The organism is Pseudomonas sp. RA_35y_Pfl2_P32 (assembly GCF_963970735.1).
In the GTDB taxonomy this organism is placed as follows: Bacteria; Pseudomonadota; Gammaproteobacteria; order Pseudomonadales; family Pseudomonadaceae; genus Aquipseudomonas.
The window spans coordinates 198,298-225,215 of sequence record NZ_CAXAQF010000004.1; the positions used below are offsets into that span (position 1 = coordinate 198,298).

29 protein-coding genes are annotated in these 26,918 nt (G+C 61.9%); 15 read left to right on the top strand and 14 right to left on the bottom strand.

Translation table 11 applies throughout. From position 1 onward, the window contains the following. Positions 1-4: 4 nt before the first annotated feature. The 4 genes from AACY45_RS05850 to AACY45_RS05865 are packed head-to-tail and all read right to left on the bottom strand — an operon-like array spanning position 5 to position 3,886. A complete protein-coding gene (locus AACY45_RS05850; RefSeq protein ID WP_339544576.1) occupies positions 5-805 on the bottom strand; it encodes a carbohydrate ABC transporter permease in 801 nt (266 codons plus the stop codon). A gap of 8 nt (positions 806-813) precedes the next feature. Next, a complete protein-coding gene (locus AACY45_RS05855; RefSeq protein ID WP_320332591.1) occupies positions 814-1,680 on the bottom strand; it encodes a carbohydrate ABC transporter permease in 867 nt (288 codons plus the stop codon). Next, a complete protein-coding gene (locus AACY45_RS05860; RefSeq protein WP_339544577.1) occupies positions 1,677-2,792 on the bottom strand; it encodes an ABC transporter ATP-binding protein in 1,116 nt (371 codons plus the stop codon). Before AACY45_RS05860 ends, AACY45_RS05855 begins: the two co-directional genes overlap by 4 nt. Next, entirely contained in the window at positions 2,792-3,886 is a 1,095-nt protein-coding gene (locus AACY45_RS05865) for an ABC transporter ATP-binding protein (RefSeq protein WP_339544578.1), read from the bottom strand. The genes AACY45_RS05860 and AACY45_RS05865 overlap by 1 nt, the downstream gene beginning before the upstream one ends. Before the next feature lie 404 nt (positions 3,887-4,290). On the opposite strand from AACY45_RS05865, the gene AACY45_RS05870 reads away from it, so the two are divergent. Next, positions 4,291-6,117, top strand: coding sequence for a sigma-54-dependent Fis family transcriptional regulator (locus AACY45_RS05870; protein WP_339544644.1), 1,827 nt, complete (start codon positions 4,291-4,293; stop codon positions 6,115-6,117). A gap of 175 nt (positions 6,118-6,292) precedes the next feature. Here the strand turns inward: AACY45_RS05870 and cysS are convergent, their stop codons facing one another. Genes cysS through AACY45_RS05885 form a run of 3 tightly spaced genes read right to left on the bottom strand, consistent with a single transcriptional unit; the run spans position 6,293 to position 9,651 of the window. After that, positions 6,293-7,675, bottom strand: coding sequence for a cysteine--tRNA ligase (gene cysS, locus AACY45_RS05875; RefSeq protein ID WP_339544579.1), 1,383 nt, complete (start codon positions 7,673-7,675; stop codon positions 6,293-6,295). Between the two features lie 18 nt (positions 7,676-7,693). Then, positions 7,694-9,391 (bottom strand): glutamine--tRNA ligase/YqeY domain fusion protein, encoded by a 1,698-nt coding sequence (locus AACY45_RS05880; protein WP_339544580.1) that lies wholly within the window; start codon positions 9,389-9,391, stop codon positions 7,694-7,696. Further along, positions 9,388-9,651 (bottom strand): hypothetical protein, encoded by a 264-nt coding sequence (locus tag AACY45_RS05885; protein ID WP_339544581.1) that lies wholly within the window; start codon positions 9,649-9,651, stop codon positions 9,388-9,390. Before AACY45_RS05885 ends, AACY45_RS05880 begins: the two co-directional genes overlap by 4 nt. On the opposite strand from AACY45_RS05885, the gene AACY45_RS05890 reads away from it, so the two are divergent. Continuing rightward, positions 9,643-10,146, top strand: coding sequence for a peptidylprolyl isomerase (locus AACY45_RS05890; protein ID WP_339544582.1), 504 nt, complete (start codon positions 9,643-9,645; stop codon positions 10,144-10,146). The two genes, AACY45_RS05885 and AACY45_RS05890, sit on opposite strands and share 9 nt — an antisense overlap. Further along, on the top strand, positions 10,143-10,886 hold the full coding sequence (gene lpxH / locus AACY45_RS05895; RefSeq protein WP_339544583.1) for a UDP-2,3-diacylglucosamine diphosphatase: 744 nt from the start codon (positions 10,143-10,145) through the stop codon (positions 10,884-10,886). The genes AACY45_RS05890 and lpxH overlap by 4 nt, the downstream gene beginning before the upstream one ends. 101 nt (positions 10,887-10,987) lie before the next feature. Here the strand turns inward: lpxH and AACY45_RS05900 are convergent, their stop codons facing one another. Then, positions 10,988-11,326, bottom strand: a complete 339-nt coding sequence (locus AACY45_RS05900) for a hypothetical protein (protein ID WP_339544584.1) — start codon at positions 11,324-11,326, stop codon at positions 10,988-10,990. A gap of 168 nt (positions 11,327-11,494) precedes the next feature. Between AACY45_RS05900 and AACY45_RS05905 the strand changes: the two genes are divergently transcribed. The 9 genes from AACY45_RS05905 (at position 11,495) to AACY45_RS05945 (ending at position 16,384) form a co-directional block, all read left to right on the top strand. After that, on the top strand, positions 11,495-11,743 hold the full coding sequence (locus AACY45_RS05905) for a hypothetical protein (protein WP_095171377.1): 249 nt from the start codon (positions 11,495-11,497) through the stop codon (positions 11,741-11,743). Positions 11,744-11,802: 59 nt separating this feature from the next. After that, the gene (locus tag AACY45_RS05910; protein WP_339544585.1) at positions 11,803-12,132 is read left to right on the top strand and encodes a DUF6388 family protein; all 330 of its coding nucleotides are present in this window, start codon (positions 11,803-11,805) and stop codon (positions 12,130-12,132) included. Positions 12,133-12,135: 3 nt separating this feature from the next. Next, positions 12,136-12,840, top strand: a complete 705-nt coding sequence (locus AACY45_RS05915; protein WP_339544586.1) for a YoaK family protein — start codon at positions 12,136-12,138, stop codon at positions 12,838-12,840. Between the two features lie 65 nt (positions 12,841-12,905). Beyond that, entirely contained in the window at positions 12,906-13,298 is a 393-nt protein-coding gene (gene tusD, locus AACY45_RS05920) for a sulfurtransferase complex subunit TusD (protein ID WP_339544587.1), read from the top strand. A gap of 3 nt (positions 13,299-13,301) precedes the next feature. After that, a complete protein-coding gene (tusC, locus tag AACY45_RS05925; protein ID WP_339544588.1) occupies positions 13,302-13,664 on the top strand; it encodes a sulfurtransferase complex subunit TusC in 363 nt (120 codons plus the stop codon). Continuing rightward, positions 13,664-13,963, top strand: coding sequence for a sulfurtransferase complex subunit TusB (tusB, locus tag AACY45_RS05930; RefSeq protein WP_339544589.1), 300 nt, complete (start codon positions 13,664-13,666; stop codon positions 13,961-13,963). The genes tusC and tusB overlap by 1 nt, the downstream gene beginning before the upstream one ends. Further along, positions 13,960-14,295 carry a TusE/DsrC/DsvC family sulfur relay protein gene (locus AACY45_RS05935; RefSeq protein ID WP_339544590.1) on the top strand — a complete coding sequence of 112 codons (336 nt, stop codon included), beginning with the start codon at positions 13,960-13,962 and terminating at the stop codon, positions 14,293-14,295. Before tusB ends, AACY45_RS05935 begins: the two co-directional genes overlap by 4 nt. Next, positions 14,292-15,293, top strand: coding sequence for a glycosyl transferase family protein (locus AACY45_RS05940; RefSeq protein ID WP_339544591.1), 1,002 nt, complete (start codon positions 14,292-14,294; stop codon positions 15,291-15,293). Before AACY45_RS05935 ends, AACY45_RS05940 begins: the two co-directional genes overlap by 4 nt. Positions 15,294-15,382: 89 nt before the next feature. Continuing rightward, positions 15,383-16,384 (top strand): glutathione S-transferase family protein, encoded by a 1,002-nt coding sequence (locus tag AACY45_RS05945; protein WP_339544592.1) that lies wholly within the window; start codon positions 15,383-15,385, stop codon positions 16,382-16,384. Between the two features lie 72 nt (positions 16,385-16,456). Here the strand turns inward: AACY45_RS05945 and cysG are convergent, their stop codons facing one another. The 6 genes from cysG to AACY45_RS05975 all read right to left on the bottom strand — a co-directional run bounded on the left by cysG (position 16,457) and on the right by AACY45_RS05975 (position 24,088). Further along, entirely contained in the window at positions 16,457-17,851 is a 1,395-nt protein-coding gene (gene cysG, locus AACY45_RS05950; protein ID WP_339544593.1) for a siroheme synthase CysG, read from the bottom strand. Beyond that, on the bottom strand, positions 17,852-19,132 hold the full coding sequence (serS, locus tag AACY45_RS05955; protein ID WP_339544594.1) for a serine--tRNA ligase: 1,281 nt from the start codon (positions 19,130-19,132) through the stop codon (positions 17,852-17,854). It abuts the gene before it with no gap. 16 nt (positions 19,133-19,148) lie between these two features. Continuing rightward, on the bottom strand, positions 19,149-19,523 hold the full coding sequence (crcB, locus tag AACY45_RS05960; RefSeq protein WP_339544595.1) for a fluoride efflux transporter CrcB: 375 nt from the start codon (positions 19,521-19,523) through the stop codon (positions 19,149-19,151). Beyond that, on the bottom strand, positions 19,520-20,845 hold the full coding sequence (locus AACY45_RS05965; RefSeq protein ID WP_339544596.1) for a replication-associated recombination protein A: 1,326 nt from the start codon (positions 20,843-20,845) through the stop codon (positions 19,520-19,522). Before AACY45_RS05965 ends, crcB begins: the two co-directional genes overlap by 4 nt. A gap of 151 nt (positions 20,846-20,996) precedes the next feature. Next, positions 20,997-21,620 carry an outer membrane lipoprotein chaperone LolA gene (gene lolA, locus AACY45_RS05970; RefSeq protein WP_339544597.1) on the bottom strand — a complete coding sequence of 208 codons (624 nt, stop codon included), beginning with the start codon at positions 21,618-21,620 and terminating at the stop codon, positions 20,997-20,999. A gap of 59 nt (positions 21,621-21,679) precedes the next feature. Then, the gene (locus AACY45_RS05975; RefSeq protein ID WP_339544598.1) at positions 21,680-24,088 is read right to left on the bottom strand and encodes a DNA translocase FtsK; all 2,409 of its coding nucleotides are present in this window, start codon (positions 24,086-24,088) and stop codon (positions 21,680-21,682) included. A gap of 306 nt (positions 24,089-24,394) precedes the next feature. Between AACY45_RS05975 and trxB the strand changes: the two genes are divergently transcribed. The 3 genes from trxB to AACY45_RS05990 all read left to right on the top strand — a co-directional run bounded on the left by trxB (position 24,395) and on the right by AACY45_RS05990 (position 26,854). After that, positions 24,395-25,345: a thioredoxin-disulfide reductase gene (gene trxB / locus AACY45_RS05980; RefSeq protein WP_339544599.1), complete on the top strand. Its 951-nt coding sequence runs from the start codon at positions 24,395-24,397 to the stop codon at positions 25,343-25,345. Between the two features lie 61 nt (positions 25,346-25,406). Next, a complete protein-coding gene (gene aat / locus AACY45_RS05985; protein ID WP_339544600.1) occupies positions 25,407-26,117 on the top strand; it encodes a leucyl/phenylalanyl-tRNA--protein transferase in 711 nt (236 codons plus the stop codon). A gap of 29 nt (positions 26,118-26,146) precedes the next feature. Further along, on the top strand, positions 26,147-26,854 hold the full coding sequence (locus AACY45_RS05990) for an arginyltransferase (RefSeq protein WP_339544601.1): 708 nt from the start codon (positions 26,147-26,149) through the stop codon (positions 26,852-26,854). Positions 26,855-26,918 lie beyond the last annotated feature (64 nt).

Below are 26,918 nucleotides of genomic sequence, written 5' to 3' on the forward strand. Positions count from 1 at the left end.
CTCCTCACACTCGGCCCAGGGCAAAGCCCTTGGCCACATGGTTGCGCACGAACCAGATCACCAGCATGCCCGGCAGGATCGTCAGTACCCCGGCCGCCGCCAGCACGCCCCAATCGATCCCCGAGGCCGACACGGTGCGGGTCATCACCGCGGCGATCGGCTTGGCATTGACCGAGGTCAGGGTGCGCGCCAGCAGCAGCTCGACCCAGGAAAACATGAAGCAGAAGAACGCCGTCACACCGATGCCCGAACCGATCAGCGGGATGAAAATCTTGACGAAGAACTTGGGGAAACTGTAGCCGTCGATGTAGGCAGTTTCGTCGATTTCCTTCGGTACTCCGGACATGAACCCTTCCAGGATCCACACCGCCAGCGGCACGTTGAACAGGCAGTGGGCCAGGGCCACCGCGATGTGGGTGTCGAACAGGCCGATCGACGAATAGAGCTGGAAGAACGGCAACAGGAACACCGCTGGCGGGGCCATGCGGTTGGTCAGCAGCCAGAAGAACAGGTGCTTGTCGCCGAGGAACCGATAACGGGAGAACGCGTAGGCCGCTGGCAGCGCCACGCTCAGGGAAATCACCGTGTTCAGGCTCACGTAATACAACGAATTGAGGTAGCCGGTGTACCAGCTCGGGTCGGTGAAGATCGCTTTGTAGTTGGCCAGGGTGAAGTCCTGGGGAAACAGGGTCAGGCCACCGAGGATTTCCGTGTTGCTCTTGAACGACATGTTCAGCAACCAGTAGATCGGCACCAGCAGGAACAGGATGTAGAGCAACAGAGGCAGCAGCTTGGTCTTGCTCATGTCGGGCCTCAGCGGTTGGCGTCGGAGTGGGTCATGGCGGTGTAGAACAGCCAGGACACCAGCAGGATGATCAGGAAGTACACCAGGGAGAAGGCCGCCGCCGGCCCCAGGTCGAACTGGCCGATCGCCATCTGGGTCAAGGTCTGGCTGAGGAAGGTCGTGGCGTTGCCCGGCCCGCCCCCGGTGAGCACGAACGGCTCGGTGTAGATCATGAAGCTGTCCATGAACCGCAGCATCACCGCGATCAACAGCACGCTCTTGAGCTTGGGCAACTGGATGTGGCGAAACACCGCCCAACTGGAGGCCCGGTCGATCCGGGCGGCCTGGTAGTAGACATCCGGGATCGCCCGCAACCCGGAGAAACACAACAAGGCCACCAGCGAGGTCCAATGCCAGACGTCCATCACCAGCACCGTCACCCAGGCGTCCATGGTGTTGGCCGCGTAGTTGTAGCTGATGCCCATGGCGTTGAGGGTCGAGCCCAGCAGGCCGATGTCGGCGCGGCCGAAAATCTGCCAGATGGTGCCGACCACGTTCCACGGAATCAGCAGCGGAATGGCCAGGATGATCAACACCAGCGACGACCAGCGGCCCTTGGTCGGCATGGTCAGGGCGATGCCGATGCCCAGGGGGATCTCGATCAGCAGCACGCAGGCCGAATAGATGAACTGGCGCAGCAGCGAGTCATGCAGCCGTGGGTCCAGCAGCACCTGCTTGTACCAGTCGGCCCCGACAAAGTAGCGGCTGGACTGGTCGAAGATGTCCTGCACCGAATAGTTGACCACGGTCATCATCGGGATCACCGCACTGAACGCCACCAGCAGGAACACCGGCAGTACCAGCCACCAGGCCTTGTTGTTCTGCACCTTGTTCATGGTTGCCCCTCGTTGCTGGCGTGCATGGGCAGCAGATAGTCATCGGCATAGACCATCAGCCACTGGGCCGGAAAGCTGATAAAGGCGGTGCCCTGGGGCACCGGCTTGTCTTCGGCCAGGCGCACTTTGAGCGGCACGCCGCCCAGTTCCAGGGTCATGATCTTGTAGGTGCCCAGGTCTTCGACGTGCACCACCGTCGCTTGCATCGCCTCATCGAAGGGTTCGTCCCAGACATGCACGAACTCCGGGCGGATGCCGACCTTCAGCGACTTGCCGGCTACCTCGGCAATGCGCTGCTGCAGGCCTTCGGACAACGGCAAGTCAATGTCCGCGAAACCCACGCCGCCGGGACGTGGGCTGACCTCGATCAGGTTCATCCCCGGGCTGCCGATGAAATAACCGACGAAGGTGTGGCTCGGCCGCTCGAACAGCTCGCGCGGGGTGCCGAACTGGACGATCTGCCCGCCGTACATCACCGCGATCTTGTCGGCGAAGGTCGAGGCCTCGAGTTGATCGTGGGTGACATAGACCATGGTGATGTTGAACTGCTCGTGAATCTGCTTGAGCTTGCGCCGCAGCTTCCACTTCATGTGCGGGTCGATCACCGTCAGTGGCTCGTCGAACAGGATCGCCGACACGTCGTCGCGCACCAGCCCACGGCCCATGGAGACTTTCTGTTTTTCGTCGGCGCTGAGGTTGCGCGCCTTTTTCCCCAGCAGTGCCTGCAGGTCGAGGACCTCGGCGATTTCCTGGACCTTGCTGTGTACCCGGGCCTCGGCCATGCCCTGGTTGCGCAGCGGGAAGGCCAGGTTGTCGAACACCGTCATGGTGTCGTAGACCACCGGAAACTGGAAAACCTGGGCGATGTTGCGCTTTTCGGGGGTCAGTTGGTTGACCACCTTGTTGTCGAACAGCACCTGGCCTTCGGAGGGGCTGAGCAGGCCGGAAATGATGTTGAGCAGGGTCGACTTGCCGCAGCCGGACGGTCCGAGCAAGGCGTAGGCCCCGCCCTGCTCCCAGACATGGTTCATCTCGCGGATCGCGTAGTCCTCGGGCCCCGCCGGGGTGCGGGTGTAGCTATGGGCGAGGTTGTGCAAGTGAATTTCGGCCATCAGGCAACCCTCGCGACACGCCGGCCGGGCGCCTGCAGCAAGCGCCCCTGGCCATCGAAGACAAACAGTTTGTGGGTCGGGATGTAGATGCGGATCGGCGCATCGACGTCGTACTCGTGGACCCCGGGCAAGTGCAGCACCAGCAGGAAGTGCTCGTTGCGCACATGCAGGAAGGTTTCCGAACCGCTGATTTCCGCCACCTCGACGGTCACCGCCAGTTCCAGGTCGTCGTCATTGCTCGGCACCAGGGAGATATGGCTGGGGCGCACGCCAAAGCGGAACTCGCCCTCACCCACCGGGCGCAGGTCGACGTTCAGCGGGAAGTGCACAAAATTGGCGAAGCTGACTTCGTTGCCGGCGATTCGCCCCGGCATCAGGTTGATCGGTGGCTCGGAGAACAGTTCGGCGGCCAGCACGGTCTGCGGCTGGTGATAGACCTCGGCCGTCTTGCCGCTCTGGATCACCCGGCCCTCGTGCAGGATGGTGGTAGTGCCGCCCAGGGCCAGCGCTTCGTTGGGTTCAGTGGTGGCGTAGATGGCGATGGTATGGCGCGCCTGGAACAGCTCGCGCATTTCCTGGCGCAGTTCTTCGCGCAGCTTGTAGTCGAGGTTGACCAGGGGCTCGTCGAACAGGATGAGTTCGGCATCCTTGACCAGCGCCCGGGCCATGGCGGTGCGCTGCTGCTGGCCGCCGGACAGTTCCAGCGGATAACGCTTGAGGAACTTGTCGATGCGCAGCATCTGCGCGGTCTCGTGCACCTTGCTCTGGATCAGCTCCGCCGAGACCCCGGCCTGGCGCAAGGGCGAGGCGATGTTCTCGAACACGGTCATGGTCGGGTAGTTGATGAACTGCTGATAGACCATCGATACATTGCGCAGGCGCACGGGGCGCTGGGTGACATCGACCCCGTCCATCAGGATGCGCCCGCTGTCCGGCTTGTCGAGACCGGCCATCAGCCGCATCAGGCTGGTCTTGCCCGACAGGGTGCGGCCCAGCAGGACGTTGAAGGACCCGGGTTCGAAACGCAGGCTGGCATCATCGATCCAGACCTGGCCCTCGACGGTGCGGCTGACGTGCTCCAGCGTTAATGACATGGCTCGGCCTTTTTCTTATTGGAGTCAAGCGACCGAGGTGACAGAGCGACATTCGTGCCAGAAATTCCAAGCGTTTGATCTGCCTTGGATTTCACGAAAAGGATGAACCCGGCAGGTTCGCCGCTGAACAGAAATGAACAACATCGGCAGGACAATTGAACAGTTGCGGGTTTGACTTTGAACAATTGTGAACAACACTCAATCGATGACTCACCTACCTTGACCTCCGTAGCCGCTGGCGAAGCTGTGGTGAAATCAGGCTCCGCGCAGTGTCAGATTGACGTGATCGATAGGATTTACGGCTGCTGCGCAGCCGAACGCCGCCTCGTAGGCTCGACAGCTGCTACACAGATCGCGTTCGCCCAAAACAAGAACAATAAATGCTTGCCCAGAGACTGCCCGCCATGCCCGCGCCTGCCTCGCCCTTGCCCCACGACGCCATCATCCAGGACTCCTGGCGCCGCTGTCGCGCCTTCGGCCTGCAGCATCAAAGCCCCCCGGCCTTCGACCAGCTCCCTGCCGCCGACATCGCGCGCCTGCTGGAAAGCCAGCACTCCCTGGTGCAAACCACCCACCAGGAAGTGCTGCCTTACTACGAGAACATCCTCAGCAACTCCAACTGCCTGATCATGCTGGCCGACAACCAGGGCCAGGTGCTGACCTCCTGGGGTACCCAGCGTTTTATCGAGCCAAGCCTGAGCCGCGGCTTCAATGCCGGCGCCAGTTGGCGTGAGCAATCCAGCGGCACCAACGCCATCGGTACCGCGCTGGCCTGCGAGCAGGCCGTACACATCGCCCACGATGAGCATTTTCTCAAAGCCAACCGCTTCATGACTGGCTCGGCGGCGCCGATTTTCGATGCGCAGCGGCGGCTGATCGCCGTGCTCGATGTGTCCAGCGACAGCTACCTGCCGCCGGACCACACCCTGGGCATGGTCAAGATGATGAGCCAGACCGTGGAAAACCGGCTGATCCTCAATCTGTTCAAGGGTGAGCACTTCCAGTTGGTGTTCAACACCGGCCTGAACAACCTCGACAGCCAATGGGCCGGCCTGCTGATTTTTGATGAAAGCGGCCAGGTGCTCTCGGCCAACCGACGGGCGGACAACCTGTTGGGCATCAGCTTGTCACGGGTCAACATCGACAGCCTGTTCAAGGTCTCATTGCTGGAGCTGCTCAACCAACCCGACGGCCTGCCCTTCGCCCTGCAGGCGGCCGGACGCAACCGCTTCCATTGCCTGCTCAAGCGACCGTTGCAACGCCCGGTGCAGGCCCGGGTATTTGCCCCAGCTCCCCTCCCCGCCCCCATTAGCCTCGGCACCCTGCACTTTGGCGACAGTCGTGTGGAAAAGGCCGTGCGCCAGGCCGAGCGCCTGCTGGAAAAAGACATTCCCCTGTTGATTCACGGCGAAACCGGGGTGGGCAAGGAAGTCTTCGTCAAGGCCCTGCACCAGGCGAGCTCCCGCAGCAAACAGGCGTTTATCGCCGTCAACTGCGCGGCGATCCCCGCCGAACTGGTGGAATCCGAGCTGTTTGGCTATGAGAAAGGCGCCTTCACCGGCGCCAATCAGAAAGGCAGCATTGGCCTGATTCGCAAGGCCGACAAAGGCACTTTGTTTCTCGACGAAATCGGCGACATGCCGCTGCCGACCCAGGCCCGGTTGCTGCGCGTGCTGCAGGAGCGTTGCGTGCAGCCGGTGGGCAGCAGTGAACTGTTCGCGGTGGATATCCGCATCCTCTCGGCCACCAACCGTTCGTTGCGCGAGCAGGTGCAACTGGGGCGCTTTCGCGAGGATTTGTTTTACCGCATCGGCGGCCTGACCCTGGAACTGCCGCCGCTGCGCGAGCGCAGCGACAAGCAGGCGCTGTTCAAACGCCTCTGGGAGCAGCACCGTGAACCGTCGCAGTGGGCCGGTTTGAGCCCCGAAGTGGTGACATTGTTCAGCCGCCATCCGTGGCCGGGAAACTTGCGCCAGGTCAGCAGCGTGATCCAGGTGGCCCTGGCCATGGCCGAAGACCAGCCGGTGCGGCCGGAGCATTTGCCGGATGATTTTTTTGTCGACCTGGAGATGGAACCGGTCGAGACGCCGCAAACGTTGGCGGTGGACCTGAATGATGCCGAGGATTTGAATCGGCAGTTGCAGGCGGCCGGGGGGAATATTTCGCATTTGGCGCGGCGGTTGGGGGTGAGTCGTAACACCCTCTACAAGCGGTTGCGCCAGACTGAATGATCAGTGATCCGCTTTGGCGGTGCTCGACTTGAGACCATCGCAAGCAAGCTCGCTCCCACCGTGTCCGAGTCGAACACAGAATCTGCACATGCCACAGAACCTGGGGGAGCGAGCTTGCTCCGCCCCATAAACAAAAACCCGCACTAGGCGGGTTTTGTTTTTAGCCGTGCAGCACTCAGTCAGCCAGACGCCAGGTCGTACCGCCCTTGCCGTCTTCCAGCACCACGCCCATGGCGGTGAGCTGGTCGCGGATGCGGTCGGATTCGGCCCAGTCTTTAGCGGCACGCGCCGCCAGGCGCGCGGCAATCAAGCCGTCGACTTCAGCCGCATCGACCCGCCCTTCAGCGCCCGCCTGCAGGAAGTCATCAGCTTCAAGCTGCAACACACCCAGCACGCTGGCCAGCTCTTTGAGGCGCGCCGCCAGACCGGCCGCCGCTTCGAGATCGCTCTCACGCAGGCGGTTGATCTCGCGCACCATCTCGAACAGCACCGCGCAGGCTTCCGGTGTGCCGAAGTCGTCGTTCATCACCTGGGTGAAACGCTCGACAAAGGCTTCGCCACCGGACGGCGCCACCTTCGGCAGGCCTTTCAACGCGTGGTAGAAACGCTCCAGGGCGCCCTTGGCGTCCTTGAGGTTGTCTTCCGAGTAGTTGATGGCGCTGCGGTAGTGGCTCGACACCAGCAGGTAACGCACGACTTCCGGGTGGTACTTTTCCAGCACGTCTCGGATGGTGAAGAAGTTGTTCAAGGACTTGGACATCTTCTCGCCATTGATGCGGATCATGCCGCAATGCATCCACGCGTTGGCGTAGGTCTTGCCGGTGGCCGCTTCGCTCTGGGCGATTTCGTTCTCGTGGTGCGGGAACTCCAGGTCGCTGCCGCCACCATGGATGTCGAAGGTCTCGCCCAGGCAGCAGGTGGACATCACCGAGCACTCGATGTGCCAGCCCGGGCGCCCGTCGCCCCACGGCGAAGGCCAGCTTGGCTCGCCCGGCTTGGCGCCTTTCCACAGCACGAAGTCCAGCGGGTCCTGTTTCGACTCGTCGACTTCGATCCGCGCGCCAATGCGCAGGTCTTCAATCTTTTTGCGCGACAGCTTGCCGTAGCCCATGAACTTGGCGACGCGGTAGTACACGTCGCCGTTGCCCGGGGCGTAGGCGTAACCCTTGTCGATCAGGGTCTGGATCATGCTCTGCATGCCAGCGATGTGATCGGTGGCCCGCGGCTCCATGTCCGGCTTGAGAATATTGAGGCGCGCCTCGTCCTCGTGCATCGCAGTGATCATGCGCTCGGTGAGCACGTCGAACGGCTCGCCGTTCTCTTTGGCCCGATTGATGATCTTGTCTTCAATGTCGGTGATATTGCGTACATACGTCAGGTTATAACCGCTGAACCGCAACCAGCGGGTCACCAGGTCGAACGCGACCATGCTACGGCCGTGGCCAATGTGGCAGTAGTCGTACACGGTCATCCCGCAGACGTACATGCGCACATTATTGCCATCCAGCGGTTTGAACACTTCTTTGCTCTTGGTGAGCGTGTTGTAGATCGTTAGCACTTTAGTTCCTTGACTGAATCACTGACCCCAGGAGTCGCGCAGGGTCACGGTACGGTTGAATACCGGAGCGCCCGGTTTCGAGTCCTTGATATCCGCGCAGAAGTAACCTTCGCGCTCGAACTGGAAACGGTCTTCCGGCTGTGCATGGCCAAGCGAAGGCTCGGCACGACAACCAGTGAGAACTTGCAGCGAGTCAGGGTTGATGTTGTCCAGGAAACTGGCGCTGTCTTCGGCCTTCTCAGGGTTGGCCGAGCGGAATAGGCGATCGTACAGGCGCACTTCGCACTCGACGCTGGCGGCAGCCGGCACCCAGTGCACCACGCCCTTGACCTTGCGGCCTTCAGGGTTCTTGCCCAGGGTGTCCGGGTCGTAGGAGCAGCGCAGCTCGACGATGTTGCCGTCGGCGTCCTTGATCGCTTCGTCGGCGCGAATCACGTAGCTGCCACGCAGGCGCACTTCACCGCCCGGCTCCAGGCGCTTGTAGCCTTTTGGCGGCTCTTCCATGAAGTCTTCACGGTCGATGTAGATTTCCCGGGCGAACGGCAGGACGCGCACGCCCATGTCTTCTTTGGGGTGGCACGGCAGTTCGAGGTTCTCGACCTGGCCTTGCGGGTAGTTGCTGATCACCACTTTCAGCGGACGCAGCACACACATGGCGCGTGGGGCGCTGTGGTCCAGATCGTCACGGATGCTGAATTCCAGCATGCCGAAGTCGACCACGCCGTCGGAACGGTTGGTGCCGACCATTTCGCAGAAGTTGCGGATCGATTTTGGCGTGTAGCCACGACGGCGGAAGCCCGACAGGGTCGACATGCGCGGGTCGTCCCAGCCGTTGACGTGCTTTTCATCGACCAGTTGCTTGAGCTTGCGCTTGCTGGTGATGGTGTAGTTCAGGTTCAGGCGGCTGAACTCGTACTGGCGCGGCTTGGCCGGCACCGGCAGCGCGTCCAGGAACCACTCGTACAGCGGACGGTGGCTTTCGAACTCCAGGGTGCAGATCGAGTGGGTGATGCCTTCGATGGCATCCGACTGACCGTGGGTGAAGTCGTAGTTGGGGTAGATGCACCACTTGTCACCGGTCTGGTGGTGATGGGCGTGGCGGATGCGGTACATGATCGGGTCGCGCAGGTTCATGTTCGGCGAGGCCATGTCGATCTTGGCCCGCAGCACCCGCGCACCGTCCTGGAACTCGCCGGCTTTCATGCGGGCGAACAGGTCGAGGTTTTCTTCCACGCTGCGCTCACGGAACGGGCTGTTCTTGCCCGGCTCGGTCAGGCTGCCACGGTATTCTTTGGCCTGCTCAGGGGTCAGGTCGTCAACATAGGCCTTGCCCGCCTTGATCAGCTCGACCGCCCAGTCGTGCAACTGGTCGAAATACTGCGAGGCATAGCGCACTTCACCGGACCACTGGAAACCCAACCACTTGACGTCGCTTTCGATGGCGTCGATGTATTCCTGGTCTTCCTTGGCCGGGTTGGTGTCGTCGAAACGCAGGTGTGTAACGCCACCGAACTCCTGGGCCAGACCGAAGTTCACACAGATCGACTTGGCGTGACCGATGTGCAGGTAACCATTGGGCTCTGGCGGGAAACGGGTGACGATCTGCGTGTGCTTACCCGAGTCCAGGTCCGCCTGGATGATCGGGCGCAGGAAGTTGACCGGCACGGCTGGGCCGTTCTTGGAATTCGAGGCAGGGTCGACAGTGGGCTTGCTCATAGGATCCTTGGGCGTACAAGTGCGTGGCCTACAGGCAGGCCGGACAAAACAAAGCCGCTATCATAGCCGATGCGGTCAAGTGCCTGACAGAGCAGGCCGGAAAACTGCTGCTTTTTATCGAACTGAGATGAAAAAACAGCCTCGAAATTCGCGCCCGGCACGCTAAACTGCGCACCTTGGCCGACGCTGGCCAAACCGGTTGGGGGCCGTGCTGCCCCGAAACCCACGAATTCCTTAATAGAGTAGCGATCATGACTCAAGTCAAACTGACCACCAACCATGGCGACATCGTCCTGGACCTGAACGCCGAGAAAGCCCCGATCACCGTGGCCAACTTCATCGAGTACGTTAAGGCCGGTCATTACAGCAACACCGTGTTCCACCGCGTCATCGGCAACTTCATGATCCAGGGCGGCGGTTTCGAGCCAGGCATGAAGGAAAAGAAAGACAAGCGTCCAAGCATCCAGAACGAAGCCGACAACGGTCTTTCCAACGACAAGTACACCGTGGCCATGGCACGCACCATGGAGCCGCATTCGGCTTCCGCGCAGTTCTTCATCAACGTGGCGGACAACAGCTTCCTTAACCACAGCGGTAAGAACGTACAAGGCTGGGGCTACGCGGTATTCGCCAAAGTGTCTGCCGGCACCGACGTTGTCGACAAGATCAAGGGTGTTTCCACCACCATGAAGTCCGGCCACCAGGACGTCCCAGCAGAAGACGTGATCATCGAGAAAGCCGAGATCATTGAGTGATACTGCTGATTTCAGACTTACATCTGGAAGAGGAACGCCCGGACATAACCCGGGCGTTTCTGGATTTGCTCGCCACCCGCGCCCGCGCGGCCAGTGCGCTGTACATACTGGGCGACTTTTTCGAGGCCTGGATTGGCGACGACGCCATGAGTCCCTTCCAACGCTCCATCTGCCAGGCCCTGCGCAACTTGAGCGACAGCGGCACGGCCATCTTTCTGATGCACGGCAATCGCGACTTCCTGTTGGGCAAGGCCTTCTGCAAAGCAGCTGGCTGTACCCTGCTCAAGGACCCGAGTGTGGTGCAACTCGCCGGTGAACCGGTGCTGCTGATGCACGGCGACAGCTTGTGTACCCGCGACATCGGCTACATGAAACTGCGACGCTACCTGCGCAACCCGCTGACCCTGTTCATCCTGCGCCACCTGCCCCTGCGCACCCGCCATGCCCTGGCGCGCAAGTTACGCAGCGAAAGCCGCGCGCAGACCCGCATGAAAGCCAACGACATCGTCGACGTGACCCCCGAGGAAATCCCGCGGATTATGCAGCAATACGGGGTAAAAACCCTGATCCACGGCCACACCCACCGCCCCGCCATCCACAAGCTGCAGATCGGCGACCTGGCGGCCAAGCGCATTGTGCTGGGGGACTGGGACCGACAAGGCTGGGCACTGCAGGTGGACGAGCAGGGATTCCAACTGAGCGCGTTCGACTTCCCCGTGGCAGCCCTGCCACAGCTGTAGGAACAAAGCTTGCCCGCGATGACGTCATCGGGCCTTGCCTGGAATTCTCGGGTGGCCCCATCGCGAGCAGGCTCGCTCCCACATCTATTATGGATACCCCCCTACAAACAAGTCGCCAACGCCGCCAACCGACGCTTGGCGACCCAAGTATCTTCCACCGCGTAATACTTCAACGTCCCTCCCTGCACATCGATAAACGACTCAGCCGAACGGGTATAAACGGTAAACCCACCACCGTCACCCGGCTCCAGGTAACCGCTGGCATCCACCCCGAAGACCGCCTCATCCTGCCAGGCAAACTGCACGCACTGGGCAACCACCAGGTCGGCCTTGGTCGAGGCAAGCGTCTTGTAGGGGCTCTGGGTACGCGCCTGGTTCATCGTCGATCCCGCACACCCGGCCAGTAACAGACCCGCCAGTGCCACCGTACAAATACGCATCATGCTTCCTTAAATGGGAAAAACGCCGACTCTATCACCCCACACCGCCGCCTCGAAGTGCAAAGGCTCTGCTTTACTTCGAGATAAGGCGCGACAGGCCACGGTTATTCACGCACCCTGTCGCGCCATTATGGGCGCCCTGCGCCACGTACTTTTTCTGGAAAGCCAATGACCCCGAACGCTGAGCTGTATAAACCGTCCACCGACTACGCCGACAAACTGATCAGCCAGATCGGCCAGACCCCCTCCTGGATTGCCAAGCGCATTGGCGTGACCGATAAACGCATTCGCTACATTCTCGACGGCGAACGCACGGTAAAGGGCGAGACCACGCCGATTCAGATGACCTACACCGAACAGTTTGCCCTTGAGTGCCTGGCGGCCGAAGCCAAGGCCAACCGCAAGAAGACTTCCTGACCAGGATCAAGGCCCGGCGAGGGACTGCGCGTATACTTTCACTTTGACCAGGATGATCCATGGCTCCGATCGAATCGCAACACGAACTGGCGCTGCAACGTTTTCTCAATGCCCATCCGGCACTGCGCGAAGAACTGGACCACCTCAATCCGCTGGCCGCCCAGGCCAAAGGCGAGAGCATGGAACACTTTCGCAGCGAACGCCTGCACGAAGCCTACGAAGCCGAGGCCGAGCGCCTGGGCCTGTTTGCCTGGGAACTGACCTTGCAGTTGACCGCCGCCACCCCCGAGGACTTTGCCGCCCAACGGCTGGAGGTACACAAGGAGGTGGCGCAGATGGCGGGCATGGGTTGGCAGGAGTACTGCGAACTGCACGGCCTCGAGCGCTAGCCGATGCTGCCGACCCCACCCCATCGCGCCCCCACCAGTGGCCTGTTGCACGTGCAGAAATGGCGTGGTCGCGTCGGCCTGTGCCTGGTGGCAAGCCTGTCGGTCCTGGCGGGCATGACCGACGCCATCGGCTTCATGGCCACCGGCGACTTTGTTTCCTTCATGAGTGGCAACACCACCCGCCTGGCGGTGGCAATCAGCGACAGTGACTGGCAACTGACCCTGCGCCTGTTGGTGCTGGTGCTGATGTTTATCGTCGGCAACGCCCTGGGTGTGATCGTCAGTCGCATCGGCCGGCGCCACGCCCTGCCCCTGATGCTGAGTATCGCGGCCCTGCTGTACGGCGCCGCAGCCTGGCCATTCGAAACACAATTCCCGGCATTGCTGGCGGCGATCCTGGCCATGGGCATGCTCAATGCCGCCGTGGAGCAGGTCAACGGCCTGCCGATCGGCCTGACCTACGTCACCGGCGCCCTGTCACGCTTCGGCCGCGGCCTGGGACGCTGGATGCTGGGCGAGCGACGCGCGGGCTGGCGCGTGCAACTGATCCCTTGGACCGGGATGTTTGCCGGTGCGGTGCTGGGGGCGGTCCTGGAGCAACAGTTCGGCCTGCAAGCGCTGTACGCCAGCGGTCTGTTGGCAGCGGTGCTGGGCATTGTCTCGCTGAAGATTCCACGTCGCTGGCATCTGGGCTACATGCCGCGTTGAATCGCCCTTCGCCGCACCGCCGATAAAGCATTATCATGGCCGCAGATTTATCGTCAGAGTTCGCCATGAAGTTCGCCATCGCGCTGTTTTCCGCTCCTCACGCGCCCTCCTCGCGCCGCGCCCTGCTGTTCGCCCAGGCCGCGCTGGCCGGCGGGCACCAGATCGTTCGGCTGTTTTTGTATCAGGACGGCGTCTACAACGCTTCGAGCAGCGTCGTCACTGCGCAGGATGAGCAGGACATCGCCCAGCAATGGCGCACCTTCGTCAATGAGCACCAGCTCGACGGCGTAGTGTGCATTGCCGCCGCCCTGAGACGCGGCGTGCTGGACGAGACCGAGGCCAAGCGCTATCAGCGCAGCGCGATCAATGTCGACGCGCCATGGCAATTGTCCGGCCTCGGCCAACTGCACGATGCAGTGCAGGACGCCGATCGCCTGATTTGCTTTGGAGGACCATGAGCCGTGTCTAAATCCCTGTTGATTATCAGCCGCCAGGCCCCCTGGTCCGGCCCCGGCGCCCGTGAAGCGCTGGACATCGTGCTGGCCGGCGGTGCCTTCGACCTGCCCATCGGCCTGTTGTTTCTCGATGATGGCGTGTTCCAGCTGGCCAGCCAGCAGAATGCCAAGGCCATCCAGCAAAAAGACCTCAGCGCCAACCTGCAAGCCCTTGGCCTGTTCGGCATCGAAGACCTCTACGTCTGTGCCGACAGTGCCAACGCGCGGGGTTTGCTGGCGCAGGCCCTTAGCCTCGATGAACTACAGTTGTTGGCCGCCGGGCAGATCCCGGCCGTTATTGACCGCTATGACCAGGTTATTACCCTCTGATGTCGACTTTGCATGTGTTGTCTCATTCGCCCTTCACCGACAACCGGCTGGACAGTTGCCTGCGCCTGCTCAGCGTCAGCGATGGCTTGCTACTCACAGGGGACGCGGTCTATGCCCTACAACCCGGCACCGCACCGCTCAGTCAGTTACAGGAACGGGCTGACAGCCTGCAACTGTTTGTCCTGGAAGAAGACGTCCAGGCCCGCGGCTTGCCAGTGCCGCAGTGGATCAAGTGCCTTGACTACCCGGCCTTCGTCGAACAGTCAGTGGCCTACGACAAGGTCAACAGCTGGTTATGAACACGCTGACCGTGGGTACACGCCAGATCGCACTGGATAAAGACGGGTATTTGCTGGACCTGGCGGACTGGTCGGCGCAAGTCGCCGACGCGCTGGCGGCCACCGAAGACCTGCAACTGAGTGCTGAACACTGGGAGATCCTCGAGCTGCTGCGCGGCTTCTACCAGGAGTTCCAGCTGTCGCCGGCAACCCGCCCGCTGATCAAGTACACCGCACTCAAACTGGGGCCGGACAAGGGCAACAGCCTGCACCTGAACCGCCTGTTCAAAGGCACTCCCGCCAAACTCGCCGCCAAGCTGGCGGGCCTGCCCAGACCGACGAATTGTCTATGACCGATTTCGCCCCACTGCTGACCGAAACGCCCGCCGAACACCCGTTTGCCCCCTTCGTGCGCATCCTCGGCAAAGGCAAGCGCGGCGCGCGCAGCCTGACCCGCGAGGAAGCCCGCGAAGCCATGGGCATGCTGCTTGACGACAAGGTCGAGGACACCCAGCTCGGCGCCTTCCTGATGCTGTTGCGGCACAAGGAAGAGAGCGCGCAGGAACTGGCGGGCTTCACCGAAGCCCTGCGCGCGCGCCTGCACACCCCGCCCCTGGCGGTCGACCTGGACTGGCCGACCTACGCCGGTAAGAAGCGCCACCTGCCGTGGTACCTGCTGGCGGCCAAGTGCCTGGCCCAGAACGGCGTGCGCATCCTGCTGCACGGCGGTGGCGCACACACCGCCGGCCGGCTCTACACCGAGCAGTTGCTGGAGTTCCTGCAGATTCCCCTGTGCCGTACCTGGCAACAAACCGGTGCGGCACTGGACCAGGGCAACCTGGCCTTCATGCCCCTGGGCGACTGGGCCCCCCAACTGCAGCGGATGATCGACCTGCGCAACACCCTGGGCCTGCGCTCGCCGATCCATTCTCTGGCGCGGATTCTCAACCCACTGGGCGCGCGCTGTGGCCTGCAAAGCATCTTCCACCCCGGCTACCAGGGCGTGCACCGCGATGCCAGCGGCCTGCTGGGCGACAACGTGATCGTGATCAAGGGTGACGGCGGCGAAATCGAGATCAACCCGGACGCCGACAGTCACCTGTACGGCACCACCGGCGGCGCCAGCTGGGACGAAGAATGGCCACAGATGTCGGCCCAGCGTCACGTCAAGCCGGCCAGCCTCGACCCCGAGCACCTGAAAGCCGTGTGGCGCGGCGATGTACTGGACAGCTATCCGCAGATGGCCTTGATTGCCACCATGGCCCTGGCCTTGCGTGGGCTCGGTCACCCGCGGGTGCAAGCCTTCGCCCTGGCCGAGCAATACTGGGGTGCCCGGGACAGATCGATCTAATCGATGGTTAACCCACAATCTTTGCGCTTTTTGTTCGAACCCATGGGCATAGACTCCACTCCAACGCTTATTGATGGAGGAGTCTGGACATGGGTTTGTTAGTGCAAGGCCAATGGCATGATCAGTGGTATGAAAGCAGCAAGGACGGCGCCTTCCAGCGCGAACAGGCGCAACGGCGCAACTGGCTGACCCACGACGGGCGGCCCGGCCCGAGCGGCGTCGGCGGGTTTGCCGCCGAGCCCGGTCGTTACCACCTCTACGTCTCCCTGGCCTGCCCCTGGGCACACCGCACGCTGATTCTGCGCACGCTCAAAGGCCTGCAACCGCTGATCGACGTGTCGGTGGTCAGTTGGCTGATGGGGGAAAACGGCTGGACCTTCGACCCGCAAACCGGCTCCAGCGGCGACCGCCTCGATCACCTGCAGTTCATGCACCAGCGCTACACCGCCGATACCGCCGACTACAGCGGGCGTGTCACCGTACCGGTGCTCTGGGACAGCCAGCAGCAACGCATCGTCAACAATGAGTCGGCGGAAATCATCCGCATGTTCAACGACGCCTTCGATGGGCTGACCGGCAACGACCTGGACTTCTACCCCGCGCCCCTGCGCGGCGAGATCGACGCGCTGAACGCGCGAATTTATCCGGCCATCAACAACGGCGTGTACCGGGCCGGGTTTGCCACTTCGCAAAAAGCGTATGAGGAGGCCTTCGACGGACTGTTTGCGGAACTGGATCGGCTGGAAGCATTGCTCGATGCCAACCGCTACCTGACCGGCCACTACCTGACCGAAGCCGACATTCGCCTGTTCACTACCCTGATTCGGTTCGACGCGGTGTATTACGGCCACTTCAAGTGCAACCTGCGGCGGATAGCCGATTACCCGAACCTGTCGAACTGGCTACGGGAACTGTATCAATGGCCGGGGATCGCCGAGACGGTGGACTTTACCCACATCAAGCATCACTACTACGGCAGCCACAAGACCATTAATCCGACGGGGGTGGTGCCAAAAGGACCGGCGCAGGATTTCACGGCGCCGCATAACCGGACACGGTTGAGTGGGAAAGGGGTTTGGCGCAAGGCCTGAGGTGTGTGTCGTTTTTGACGCCCCCCATCGCTAGCAGGCTAGCCTGCTAGCGATGGGGCCGACTCGGCCTGATTAGACCTGCGTCTGAGCCCCTTCAAACCACGCCAGCTTTTCGCGCAGTTGCACCACTTCCCCAACAATCACCAGGGTCGGCGCATGCACTTCATGCTCCGCCACCAGGCGTGGCAGGTCGGCCAGGGTGCCCGTGAAGACTCGCTGGTTGGCGGTGGTGCCCTGCTGGATCAAGGCCGCTGGCGTGTCCGCGCCACGGCCGTGCTTGATCAACTGCTCGCAGATGATCGGCAAGCCCACCAGGCCCATGTAGAACACCAGGGTCTGGGCCGGTGCAACCAGGTCGCTCCACGGCAGATCGCTGGTGCCGTCTTTCAGGTGCCCGGTGACAAACCGCACGGACTGCGCGTAATCACGGTGGGTCAATGGAATCCCGGCGTAAGCAGCGCAACCGCTGGCCGCGGTAATGCCCGGCACCACCTGGAACGGGATGCCCTGGGCCGCCAGCTCTTCGATTTCTTCACCGCCGCGACCGAAGATGAACGGATCGCCCCCCTTGAGCCGCACCACACGCTTGCCTTGCCGGGCCAGGTCCACCAGTTGCTGGTTGATCTGGTCCTGGGGCACGGCGTGATCGGCGCGGCGCTTGCCGACGTAGACCCGCTCGGCGTCGCGCCGACAGAGTTCGAGAATTGCCGGCGCCACCAGACGGTCGTACAACACCACGTCCGCCTGCTGCATCAGGCGCAGGGCGCGGAAGGTCAACAGGTCCGGATCACCCGGCCCCGCGCCCACCAGATACACCTCGCCGGTGGTCACGCTGGGTTCACCTGCCAGCTTGGCTTGCAGCAGTCGTTCAGCTTCAGCACCCTGCCCGGCCAGTTGCCGGTCGGCGATGGGCCCCTGGAACACGTCTTCCCAGAACCCACGACGCTGCTGCACGTCCGGGAACAGGCCTTTGACCTGGTCCCGGAAACGTGCCGCCAACCCCGCCAACTGGCCATAGGTCGACGGAATCCAGGTTTCGATCTTGGCCCGGATCAACCGCGCCAGCACCGGTGCATCGCCGCCACTGGACACCGCAATGATCAGCGGCGAACGGTCGACGATCGCCGGGAAGATCACGCTGCACAAGGCAGGCGCGTCCACCACATTGACCGGCAGGCAACGCCGATGGGCATCGGCGGAGACTTGCGCGTTCAAGGTTTCGTCATCGGTAGCGGCAATGATCAGCCCGCAACCGTCCAGGTCCGACTCTTGGTAGCCGCGCCCCAGTAATTGGCCGCCACTGTTTTGCACCAGCTCGCGCAACTGGACTTCGATCTCGGGTGCGACGACCCGAAGCAGTGCACCGGCATCGGCCAGCAGGCGGGATTTGCGCAAGGCAATCTCCCCTCCACCGACCACCAGCACCCGGCTACCGCGCAGGTTGTGAAACAGCGGCAGATACTTCATTTAGCCGATGACCTCAAGGCCACCCATGTAGGGTTTCAGCACGTCCGGCACGCGGATCGAACCGTCGGCCTGCTGGTAGTTTTCCAGCACCGCCACCAGGGTCCGACCGACCGCCAGGCCAGAACCGTTCAAGGTGTGCACCAACTCAGGCTTGCCGGTTTCCGGGTTACGGAAACGCGCTTGCATGCGTCGGGCCTGGAAATCACCGCAGTTGGAGCACGAGGAAATCTCGCGGTATTTGTCCTGGCTCGGAATCCACACTTCCAGGTCGTAGGTCTTGACGGCGCTAAAGCCCATGTCGCCGGTGCACAGCGCCAGGGTGCGGTAAGGCAGCTGCAGCAGTTGCAGGACTTTCTCGGCGTTGGCGGTGAGGCCTTCGAGGGCTTCCATCGAGGTCGACGGCTCGACGATCTGGACCATTTCGACCTTGTCGAACTGGTGCTGGCGAATCATCCCGCGGGTATCACGACCCGAGGCACCGGCTTCACTGCGGAAGCACGGCGTGTGTGCGACGAACTTGATCGGCAGCAGCTTGGCATCGACGATCTCGCCGGCGACGATGTTGGTCAGCGACACTTCGGCAGTCGGGATCAGGTACAGATCGGCTTCGCCTTCACGAGTGATCTTGAACAGGTCTTCCTCGAACTTCGGCAGCTGACCAGTGCCTTGCAGCGCCGGCGCTTGCACCAGGTAAGGGGTGTAGGCCTCTTCGTAGCCGTGTTCGGTGGTGTGCAGGTTGACCATGAACTGCGCCAGAGCGCGGTGCAGGCGAGCAATCGGCCCGCGCAGCAGGGCAAAACGGGCACCGGACAGCTTGGCGGCGGTTTCGAAGTCGAGCCAGCCGAACTTCTCGCCCAGGGCGACGTGGTCCTTGACCTCGAAGTCGAAGGTGGTTGGGGTGCCCCAGCGACGCACTTCGACGTTGCCGTCTTCGTCTGCGCCTACCGGCACCGACTCGTGGGGCAGGTTCGGCAGACCCAGCAGGATGGCGTCCAGCTCGGTCTGGATCGCGTCCAGCTCGACTTTGCCGGCCCCCAGTTCGCTGGCCATGCGCTCGACGTCCGCCATCAACGGCGCGATGTCTTCGCCGCGCTGCTTGGCCTGACCGATGGATTTGGAGCGCGCGTTACGTTCAGCCTGCAGTGCTTCGGTGCGGGTCTGGACGGTCTTGCGTTGTTCTTCCAGCGCTTCGATGCGCGCAACATCCAGCACAAAACCACGGGATGCGAGGCGGTCCGCTACGTCCTGAAGGTTGCTACGTAACAGTTTGGAATCGAGCATGTCGGTCTCTCGTTTATCAAAGTTTGGTCAGGGACAGGCCAGCCCAGGTCGCGAGCAGCCCGCCGAATACGCTGATGGCCGCATAGCCCAGGGCCAGCGGCACTTGCCCGCTTTCCAGCAAGCGCACCGTATCCAGTGAAAAGGATGAAAAAGTCGTCAGGCCGCCAAGAAAGCCAACCATCAACCCGGCGCGCACCTCAAGGGGGACTTCCGGGCGAGTCAAAAACAGGCCGTACAACATGCCGATCAGCAGACAGCCCACGATATTAACGGCCAGCGTCGCGGTATAGAAGTGCCGCGGCCAATTGGCGTTGATCCAGTTGGCGGTGGCAAAGCGCAACAAAGTGCCGGTTATGCCACCCACCGAGACTGCGACGATCAGGGCAATCACGATTTTCTCCGCTGCCGGGGGCTCAGGCGGTCGAGCTGGGCCAGGTGGTTGAGCTTCTCGCCGATCTTCAATTCCAGGCCGCGCGGCACCGGCCGGTAGAACGCCTGGGGCTCGAGAGCATCGGGGAAGTAGTCTTCGCCAGCGGCATAGGCGTCCGGCTCATCGTGGGCATAGCGGTATTCGTCGCCGTAGCCCAGTTGCTTCATCAGCTTGGTCGGGGCGTTGCGCAGGTGCAGCGGGACCTCCAGCGAACCGTGCTCGGCAGCACTGCGCATGGCCGCCTTGAAGCCCATGTACACCGCGTTGCTTTTCGGCGCACAGGCCAGGTAGGTGATGGCCTGGGCCACTGCCAACTCGCCTTCGGGACTGCCGAGGCGCTCTTGCACGTCCCAGGCCGCCAGGCACAGGCTCAGCGCCCGCGGGTCGGCATTGCCGATGTCTTCGCTGGCCATGCGCACCACGCGCCGGGCCAGGTACAGCGGGTCGCAGCCACCGTCGAGCATGCGGGCGAACCAGTACAAGGCGCCATCGGGGTTGGAGCCGCGTACCGATTTGTGCAGCGCGGAAATCTGGTCGTAGAACGCCTCGCCGCCCTTGTCGAAACGCCGCCGAGTGTCACCCAGCAGGCTTTGCAGCAGATCGACACCGATCTCGCTGTGATCTTCGGCCAGGTCCGAGGCGTTCTCCAGCAGGTTGAGCAAGCGCCGACCGTCGCCATCCGCGGCCGACAGCAACATCTGGAAGCCCTCGGCACTGAGGCTCAGTTGGCGCTTGCCAAGGCCGCGCTCTTCGGTCAGCGCGCGCTGTACCAGCTTGTTCAGCGCCGCTTCGTCAAGGCTCTTGAGCACGTAGACCCGAGCCCGGGACAGCAAAGCGTTGTTCAGCTCGAAGGAGGGGTTCTCGGTGGTGGCGCCAATGAAAATCAGCGTGCCATCTTCGACATACGGCAAGAAGGCGTCCTGCTGCGACTTGTTGAAGCGATGCACTTCGTCGACGAACAAGATGGTGCGGCGGCCGTATTGCCCGGCCTGCTGCTTGGCCACTTCCACCGCCTGGCGGATCTCCTTGACCCCGGCCAGTACCGCCGAGACCGTTTCGAAGTGGGCATCCGAGACTTCCGCGAGCAAGCGCGCCAGGGTGGTCTTGCCCACGCCCGGCGGTCCCCAGAGGATCATCGAATGCAGGGCACCCTGCTCCAGCGCCTCGCGCAGGGGCTTGCCGCGGGCCAGCAGGTGTTCCTGGCCGACGTACTCATCCAGGTTCGCCGCGCGCAAGCGAGCGGCCAGTGGCTGAGCGATCGGGGCACTTCGAAACAGATCCATGGCGTACTGTTAAACCTCTGATGTCATGTAGGAGCGAGCGCCCGCTTGCGGCCTGCTCGCGATGGTCGCCAACGATAACGCTGTAAACCTGACACCCCGCGGCGTGCTCGGGTTTATCGCGAGCACGCTCGCTCCTACAGGGGTCCTGCGTCTATTCCTGGATCACATCGGCACCCTTGGGGATGTCGAACTTGAACTTGGACGCCGGGATCGGCTCGTTGGCTTTTACGCCGGTGAACAGGATATTGGTGCGCTGGCCGACGCTGTCGATCAGTTGCATGTCGTTGACCAGGCCGTTACGGAACGACAGGCGCAGGTTGTCGAACAAGGTGTCCTTGGTTTTCGGCTTGAGGGTGAAATCGATCACGCCGCCGGCTTCCTTGGCGCTGATGTCGAAACTCTGGCTGATCTTCGACACATCACCGGAGAGCAGCAGCGCTGGGGTCTGGGTCAGGCGCTGGTCGAGGGTCTTGATGGTGACCTGCTCCAGGTCCGGGTCCCACAGGGAGACCTTCTTGCCATCGGAGACCATCAACTGCTCCTGCGGCGCATCGGTGTGCCAGTAGAACAGGCCCGGGCGCTGCAGCGACATCTGGCCAGTGGTTTCCTGCAACTGGGTACCGCTGCCGTCAAGGGTCAACTGGGAGAAGCGCGCGCTCAGGGTCTGGGACTTTTCCAGCAATTGAGTCAGACGCGCCACGTCCTTGTCATCGGCCTGGGCCGAGAGGGTGGTGAAAGCCAGTACCGGCAACAGCAACATGCGGATAAGACGCATGGGAGTCCTCATAGAGATTCGTTTGAATGACGCGCCGCGTGAGGCCACGCGGCACTGATTCAGTCGCGCACCGGGCCAGGGGCCAGGACTTCACGCGAGCCGTTGGTATTCATGGAGGTCACGACCCCGGCCATTTCCATGGCTTCGATCATGCGCGCCGCGCGGTTGTAGCCGATCTTGAGTTTGCGCTGCACCGCCGAGATGGAGGCGCGACGGCTTTCGAGAACAAACTGCACGGCTTCGTCGTAGAGCGCATCGGTTTCGGCGTCATCGTCACCGCCGCCGCCACCGCCATTTTCAAAGCCGCTGCCGGCCTCTTCGACACCGGCGAGGATGTCGTCGTTGTATTCCGGAGCGCCGCGCAGTTTCCAGGCCTCCACCACACGGTGGACCTCGTCATCGGAAACAAACGCCCCGTGCACCCGGATGGGCAGGCTGGTACCGGGTGGCATGTAGAGCATGTCACCGTGGCCTAGCAATTGTTCGGCGCCACCCTGGTCGATGATGGTCCGCGAGTCGATCTTGCTCGACACCTGGAACGCCATGCGCGTCGGGATGTTGGCCTTGATCAGACCGGTGATCACGTCCACCGACGGACGCTGGGTCGCGAGAATCAGGTGGATACCGGCCGCCCGGGCTTTCTGCGCGATACGGGCGATGAGTTCTTCGACCTTCTTGCCGACGATCATCATCATGTCGGCGAATTCGTCGACCACCACCACGATGGTCGGCAGCTTGGTCAGCAGCGGCGCTTCGTCGTGAATGCTTTCGCGGTTGTACAGCGGGTCGGTCAGCGGAGTGCCGGCCTCTTGTGCCTCGCGCACCTTCTGGTTAAAGCCGGACAGGTTACGCACGCCCATCTTGGCCATCAGCTTATAGCGCCGCTCCATCTCGGCCACGCTCCAGCGCAGGGCGTTGGCGGCGTCCTTCATGTCGGTGACCACCGGGCACAGCAAGTGCGGAATGCCTTCGTAGATCGACAACTCAAGCATTTTCGGGTCAATCATGATCAGCTTGGCGTCTTCCGGGCCGGACTTGAACAGGATCGACAGGATCATCGCGTTGACCCCCACCGACTTACCGGAACCGGTGGTACCGGCCACCAGCAGGTGAGGCATTTTTGCCAGGTCGGTGATGATCGGCTTGCCGCCAATGTCGTGGCCCAGGGCCAGGGTCACCGGCGACTTGAAGTTGTCGTATTCCGGGGTCGACAGCACTTCGGAGAAGCGCACGATCTGCCGGTCTTCGTTGGGGATCTCGATACCGACCGTGGTCTTGCCGGGAATCACTTCCACCACCCGCACACTGGTCACTGCCAGCGAACGCGCGAGGTCTTTCGCCAGGTTGGAAATACGGCTGACCTTGACCCCCGCCGCTGGCTGGATTTCGTAACGGGTAATCACCGGCCCCGGGTGAATCGAGTCCACCGAAACCTCGACCCCGAACTCCTTGAGCTTGATTTCCAGCAGATGCCCCACTGCCGCCAGCGATTCAGGCGAATAGTTGAGTTGCTTCTTCTCCGCCGGGTCGAGAATCGAGATCGGTGGCAAGGTGCCTTCCACGGCGCTGTCGACGAACAACGGCGCCTGTTTCTCTTTCTCCACACGCTTGCTCGGGGCGGCGGGTTTCGGTGGCGCCGGGGCGATCACCGGCGGCACCTGCTTCTCGCGCTCGGACATGTGCTTGCTCAGGGCCTGCTCGCGCTCGATCAAGCGCTCCTTGACCTTGGCCTGCTCGCGCTTGTCGGTCACGGCTGGCGCCACCACGTCGTGCACCCGGTCATCCACTTCACGCAATTGTGCAACCAGTTGCTTGCGCTCGGTACGCGCGGTCCACCAGCGATTGGCGGCGCCCTGGAACAGTTCAAGCAAGTCGAGGGTGATCTTGCCGGTGAGGTCCATCACCTTGAACCACGACAGGTCGGTAAACACGGTCAGGCCGAACAGGAACAGGGCAATGAACATCAGGGTGCTGCCCTGGATATTCAACGCGTTCTTTGCCAATTCGCCCAGGCTTTCACCCAGCGCGCCACCGGCACCGGCCGGCAAGCCGGTAGGGGCATGGAAATGGATGTGGGCCAGGGCCGCGCCCGACAACACCAGGAATACCAGGCCGATCAGGCGCCAGGAGAACAGCCAGCCGCTCCACTCCCAGGGATCGTGGCGCTGGCGGAAAATCTGATAGGTCTTGATCGCCAGCAACAGCGGGAAGATATAGGCGAAATACCCCAGCACCATGAACAGGATGTCGGCGCTGTAGGAGCCCGCAGGGCCGCCGAAGTTCTGCACGTCGTCGATCTTGCTGTTGTGGCTCCAGCCCGGATCGTCCTTGCCGTAGGTCAGCAAGGCCATCATCAGGAACAGGCACAAGGCCCCGATGGCGATCAACGCACCTTCCTTGAGTCGGTAGTGCAGGTGTTGACGCCAAAGCGGAACGACTGGTTTAGGTGCTGCGGTGGATTTCTTCAAAACGCTACTTTTCCTGCGCCAGGGGCGCGTCCATCTGTTGAATGACTATAAAAAACTGCCCAATCCAGGCAGGTAAAAAGTGAACAGGCGCAACTGGGACTACTTTTAACACTGCACTTGGGCTTTTATAAACACGACACGCCGTGCTTTTTTGCGCAATGCATTGTTACAGCCTTGCATTGTACGGGTTTGTACGGCCGATGCCATGCTTCAAGTCCATGGCTACAGCATAGCCAGAAGTCTGTGGCGCACGATTCAATTTGAGCATGCATTCTCTTTTGTGACAAAGGCTTATGAGGTGTTTTTATGAGCGATGCGAAGCATTCACGCCTGATCATTCTGGGTTCCGGTCCTGCCGGTTACAGCGCTGCCGTTTATGCCGCCCGCGCCAACCTCAAACCCGTAGTCATCACCGGCATGCAGGCCGGTGGCCAGCTCACCACCACGGTTGAAGTCGACAACTGGCCCGGCGACGTCGAAGGCCTCACGGGCCCGGTACTCATGGAACGCATGCAAAAACACGCCGAGCGTTTTGACACACAGATCGTCTACGACCACGTCCACACCGCCAAGTTGCAGCAGCGCCCGTTCCAGCTGATTGGCGACAGCGCCACCTACACCTGCGATGCCTTGATTATTGCCACCGGCGCCTCCGCGCAGTACCTGGGCCTGCCGTCCGAAGAAGCCTTTGCCGGCAAGGGGGTATCGGCCTGCGCGACCTGCGATGGATTCTTCTATCGCAACCAGGTGGTTGCCGTGGTCGGCGGCGGCAATACGGCGGTGGAAGAGGCTTTGTACCTGTCCAACATTGCCCGGGAAGTGCATCTGATCCACCGCCGCGATAAGTTGCGCTCGGAAAAGATCCTCCAGGACAAACTGTTCGAAAAAGCCGCCAACGGTAATATCCGCCTGCACTGGAACCAGAATCTGGACGAAGTCCTCGGTGATGCCAGCGGCGTGACCGGCGCCCGCCTGCGAGACAGCCTCACCGGGCAAACCTGCGAGCTACCGCTGGCCGGGGTATTCATCGCCATTGGCCATAAACCCAATACTGAGCTGTTCCAGGGCCAGTTACCGATGCATGATGGCTACTTGCAGGTCCAGGGTGGCAGTGAAGGCAATGCCACTGCCACCGCGATTGCCGGGGTGTTTGCCGCCGGCGATGTCGCCGACCACGTGTACCGCCAGGCAGTGACTTCTGCAGGCGCGGGTTGCATGGCGGCGCTGGACGCTGAAAAATACCTCGACGACAACTGACTCAGATGATGGGCGGTAGCCCGGCGCTGGCGCTGCCCTCCCCTACTGTAAGCTGGATACCATGCTGACCTGGTTACAACGCGACTCCCTGAATTTTCCACCGCTGGAAAAAGCCATGCGCGAGCCCAACGGCTTGCTCGCCGCCGGTGGCGACCTGTCTGCCGATCGCCTGGTCCAAGCCTATCGCCATGGCTGCTTCCCCTGGTTTTCCGAAGGCCAGCCGATCCTGTGGTGGTCCCCGGATCCGCGCACGGTGTTGTTCCCCGACGAACTGCATGTCTCGCGCAGCCTCGGCAAACTGCTGCGGCAAAAACGCTATCGGGTGACGTTCGACCAAGACTTCGCCGCCGTGATCAGCGCCTGCGCAGCGCCCCGGGACTATGCCGACGGCACCTGGATCACCAACGCCATGCAGGATGCCTACCGGGAGCTGCATGCCCGTGGCCACGCACACAGCGTGGAAGTCTGGGACCAGGACGTGCTGGTGGGCGGCTTGTACGGCCTAGCCATGGGCCAGCTGTTTTTCGGCGAGTCGATGTTCAGTCGTGCCGACAACGCATCGAAAGTCGGTTTTGCGACCCTGGTGCAACACCTCAAAGAGGCCGGCTTTGTCCTCATCGACTGCCAGATGCCCACCGATCACCTGCACAGCCTGGGCGCCCGCTCGATCCCACGCCGGGAGTTTGCCGATTATCTGGCCCGCCACCTCGATCAACCCAACCGTGCCACATGGGTTTGTCAGGCGACTTTGACGCCTGTGGCTTACACTTAATTGAACGGTTTACCCCCGAGGGTTGATCCATGACCGAGTTGGCGCGTCTCAAGTTTTATGCCACTCAGCCCCACTCTTGCAGTTATCTGCCTGAGGAGCAGGCGACCACGCTGTTCCTCGACCCTAGCCAGCCCATGGATGTGCATGTCTACGCAGATCTGTCGGAAATGGGTTTTCGGCGCAGCGGCGATCACCTGTACCGACCCCATTGCCAGAATTGCAATGCGTGCGTGCCTGCGCGAATCCCCGTGGCGCAATTTACTCCCAACCGGCAGCAGAAACGCATTTTCAAGCGCAACGCCGACTTGCAGATCCGCCCGGCCAAACCGGGCTTCAGCGAAGAATACTTCGACCTTTACCAGCGCTACATCGAACAACGGCATGCCGATGGCGACATGTACCCACCCAGTCGCGATCAGTTTTCCACCTTCCTGGTGCGCGACCTGCCTTTTTCCCGGTTCTACGAATTCCGCCTGGAAGGCCGACTGCTGGCCATTGCCGTGACTGACCTGCTGCCCAACGGCTTATCTGCGGTCTACACCTTCTACGAACCCGCCGAAGAGCGCCGCAGCCTGGGGCGCTATGCAATCCTCTGGCAAATCGGCGAGGCCAGCCGCCTGGGGCTGGATGCGGTGTACCTGGGGTACTGGATCAAGAACTGCAAAAAAATGAACTACAAGACCCAATATCGCCCAATAGAACTGCTGATTAACCAGCGCTGGGTGGTTCTGAACTAGGGTCAGCCGTAAAGCCCTTGGCTTAAACCCCATTTTTCGGGCACAATGCACGCCGCTTTTGCCT

Bases quoted from the DNA above. Each gene is read 5' to 3' on its own strand.
- AACY45_RS05850 (WP_339544576.1), bottom strand. From the start codon at position 805: ATGAGCAAGACCAAGCTGCTGCCTCTGTTGCTCTACATCCTGTTCCTG.
- AACY45_RS05855 (WP_320332591.1), bottom strand. From the start codon at position 1,680: ATGAACAAGGTGCAGAACAACAAGGCCTGGTGGCTGGTACTGCCGGTG.
- AACY45_RS05860 (WP_339544577.1), bottom strand. From the start codon at position 2,792: ATGGCCGAAATTCACTTGCACAACCTCGCCCATAGCTACACCCGCACC.
- AACY45_RS05865 (WP_339544578.1), bottom strand. From the start codon at position 3,886: ATGTCATTAACGCTGGAGCACGTCAGCCGCACCGTCGAGGGCCAGGTC.
- AACY45_RS05870 (WP_339544644.1), top strand. From the start codon at position 4,291: ATGCCCGCGCCTGCCTCGCCCTTGCCCCACGACGCCATCATCCAGGAC.
- AACY45_RS05880 (WP_339544580.1), bottom strand. From the start codon at position 9,391: ATGAGCAAGCCCACTGTCGACCCTGCCTCGAATTCCAAGAACGGCCCA.
- AACY45_RS05890 (WP_339544582.1), top strand. From the start codon at position 9,643: ATGACTCAAGTCAAACTGACCACCAACCATGGCGACATCGTCCTGGAC.
- AACY45_RS05900 (WP_339544584.1), bottom strand. From the start codon at position 11,326: ATGCGTATTTGTACGGTGGCACTGGCGGGTCTGTTACTGGCCGGGTGT.
- AACY45_RS05905 (WP_095171377.1), top strand. From the start codon at position 11,495: ATGACCCCGAACGCTGAGCTGTATAAACCGTCCACCGACTACGCCGAC.
- AACY45_RS05910 (WP_339544585.1), top strand. From the start codon at position 11,803: ATGGCTCCGATCGAATCGCAACACGAACTGGCGCTGCAACGTTTTCTC.
- AACY45_RS05915 (WP_339544586.1), top strand. From the start codon at position 12,136: ATGCTGCCGACCCCACCCCATCGCGCCCCCACCAGTGGCCTGTTGCAC.
- tusD (WP_339544587.1), top strand. From the start codon at position 12,906: ATGAAGTTCGCCATCGCGCTGTTTTCCGCTCCTCACGCGCCCTCCTCG.
- tusB (WP_339544589.1), top strand. From the start codon at position 13,664: ATGTCGACTTTGCATGTGTTGTCTCATTCGCCCTTCACCGACAACCGG.
- AACY45_RS05935 (WP_339544590.1), top strand. From the start codon at position 13,960: ATGAACACGCTGACCGTGGGTACACGCCAGATCGCACTGGATAAAGAC.
- AACY45_RS05940 (WP_339544591.1), top strand. From the start codon at position 14,292: ATGACCGATTTCGCCCCACTGCTGACCGAAACGCCCGCCGAACACCCG.
- AACY45_RS05945 (WP_339544592.1), top strand. From the start codon at position 15,383: ATGGGTTTGTTAGTGCAAGGCCAATGGCATGATCAGTGGTATGAAAGC.
- cysG (WP_339544593.1), bottom strand. From the start codon at position 17,851: ATGAAGTATCTGCCGCTGTTTCACAACCTGCGCGGTAGCCGGGTGCTG.
- serS (WP_339544594.1), bottom strand. From the start codon at position 19,132: ATGCTCGATTCCAAACTGTTACGTAGCAACCTTCAGGACGTAGCGGAC.
- AACY45_RS05965 (WP_339544596.1), bottom strand. From the start codon at position 20,845: ATGGATCTGTTTCGAAGTGCCCCGATCGCTCAGCCACTGGCCGCTCGC.
- lolA (WP_339544597.1), bottom strand. From the start codon at position 21,620: ATGCGTCTTATCCGCATGTTGCTGTTGCCGGTACTGGCTTTCACCACC.
- trxB (WP_339544599.1), top strand. From the start codon at position 24,395: ATGAGCGATGCGAAGCATTCACGCCTGATCATTCTGGGTTCCGGTCCT.
- aat (WP_339544600.1), top strand. From the start codon at position 25,407: ATGCTGACCTGGTTACAACGCGACTCCCTGAATTTTCCACCGCTGGAA.
- AACY45_RS05990 (WP_339544601.1), top strand. From the start codon at position 26,147: ATGACCGAGTTGGCGCGTCTCAAGTTTTATGCCACTCAGCCCCACTCT.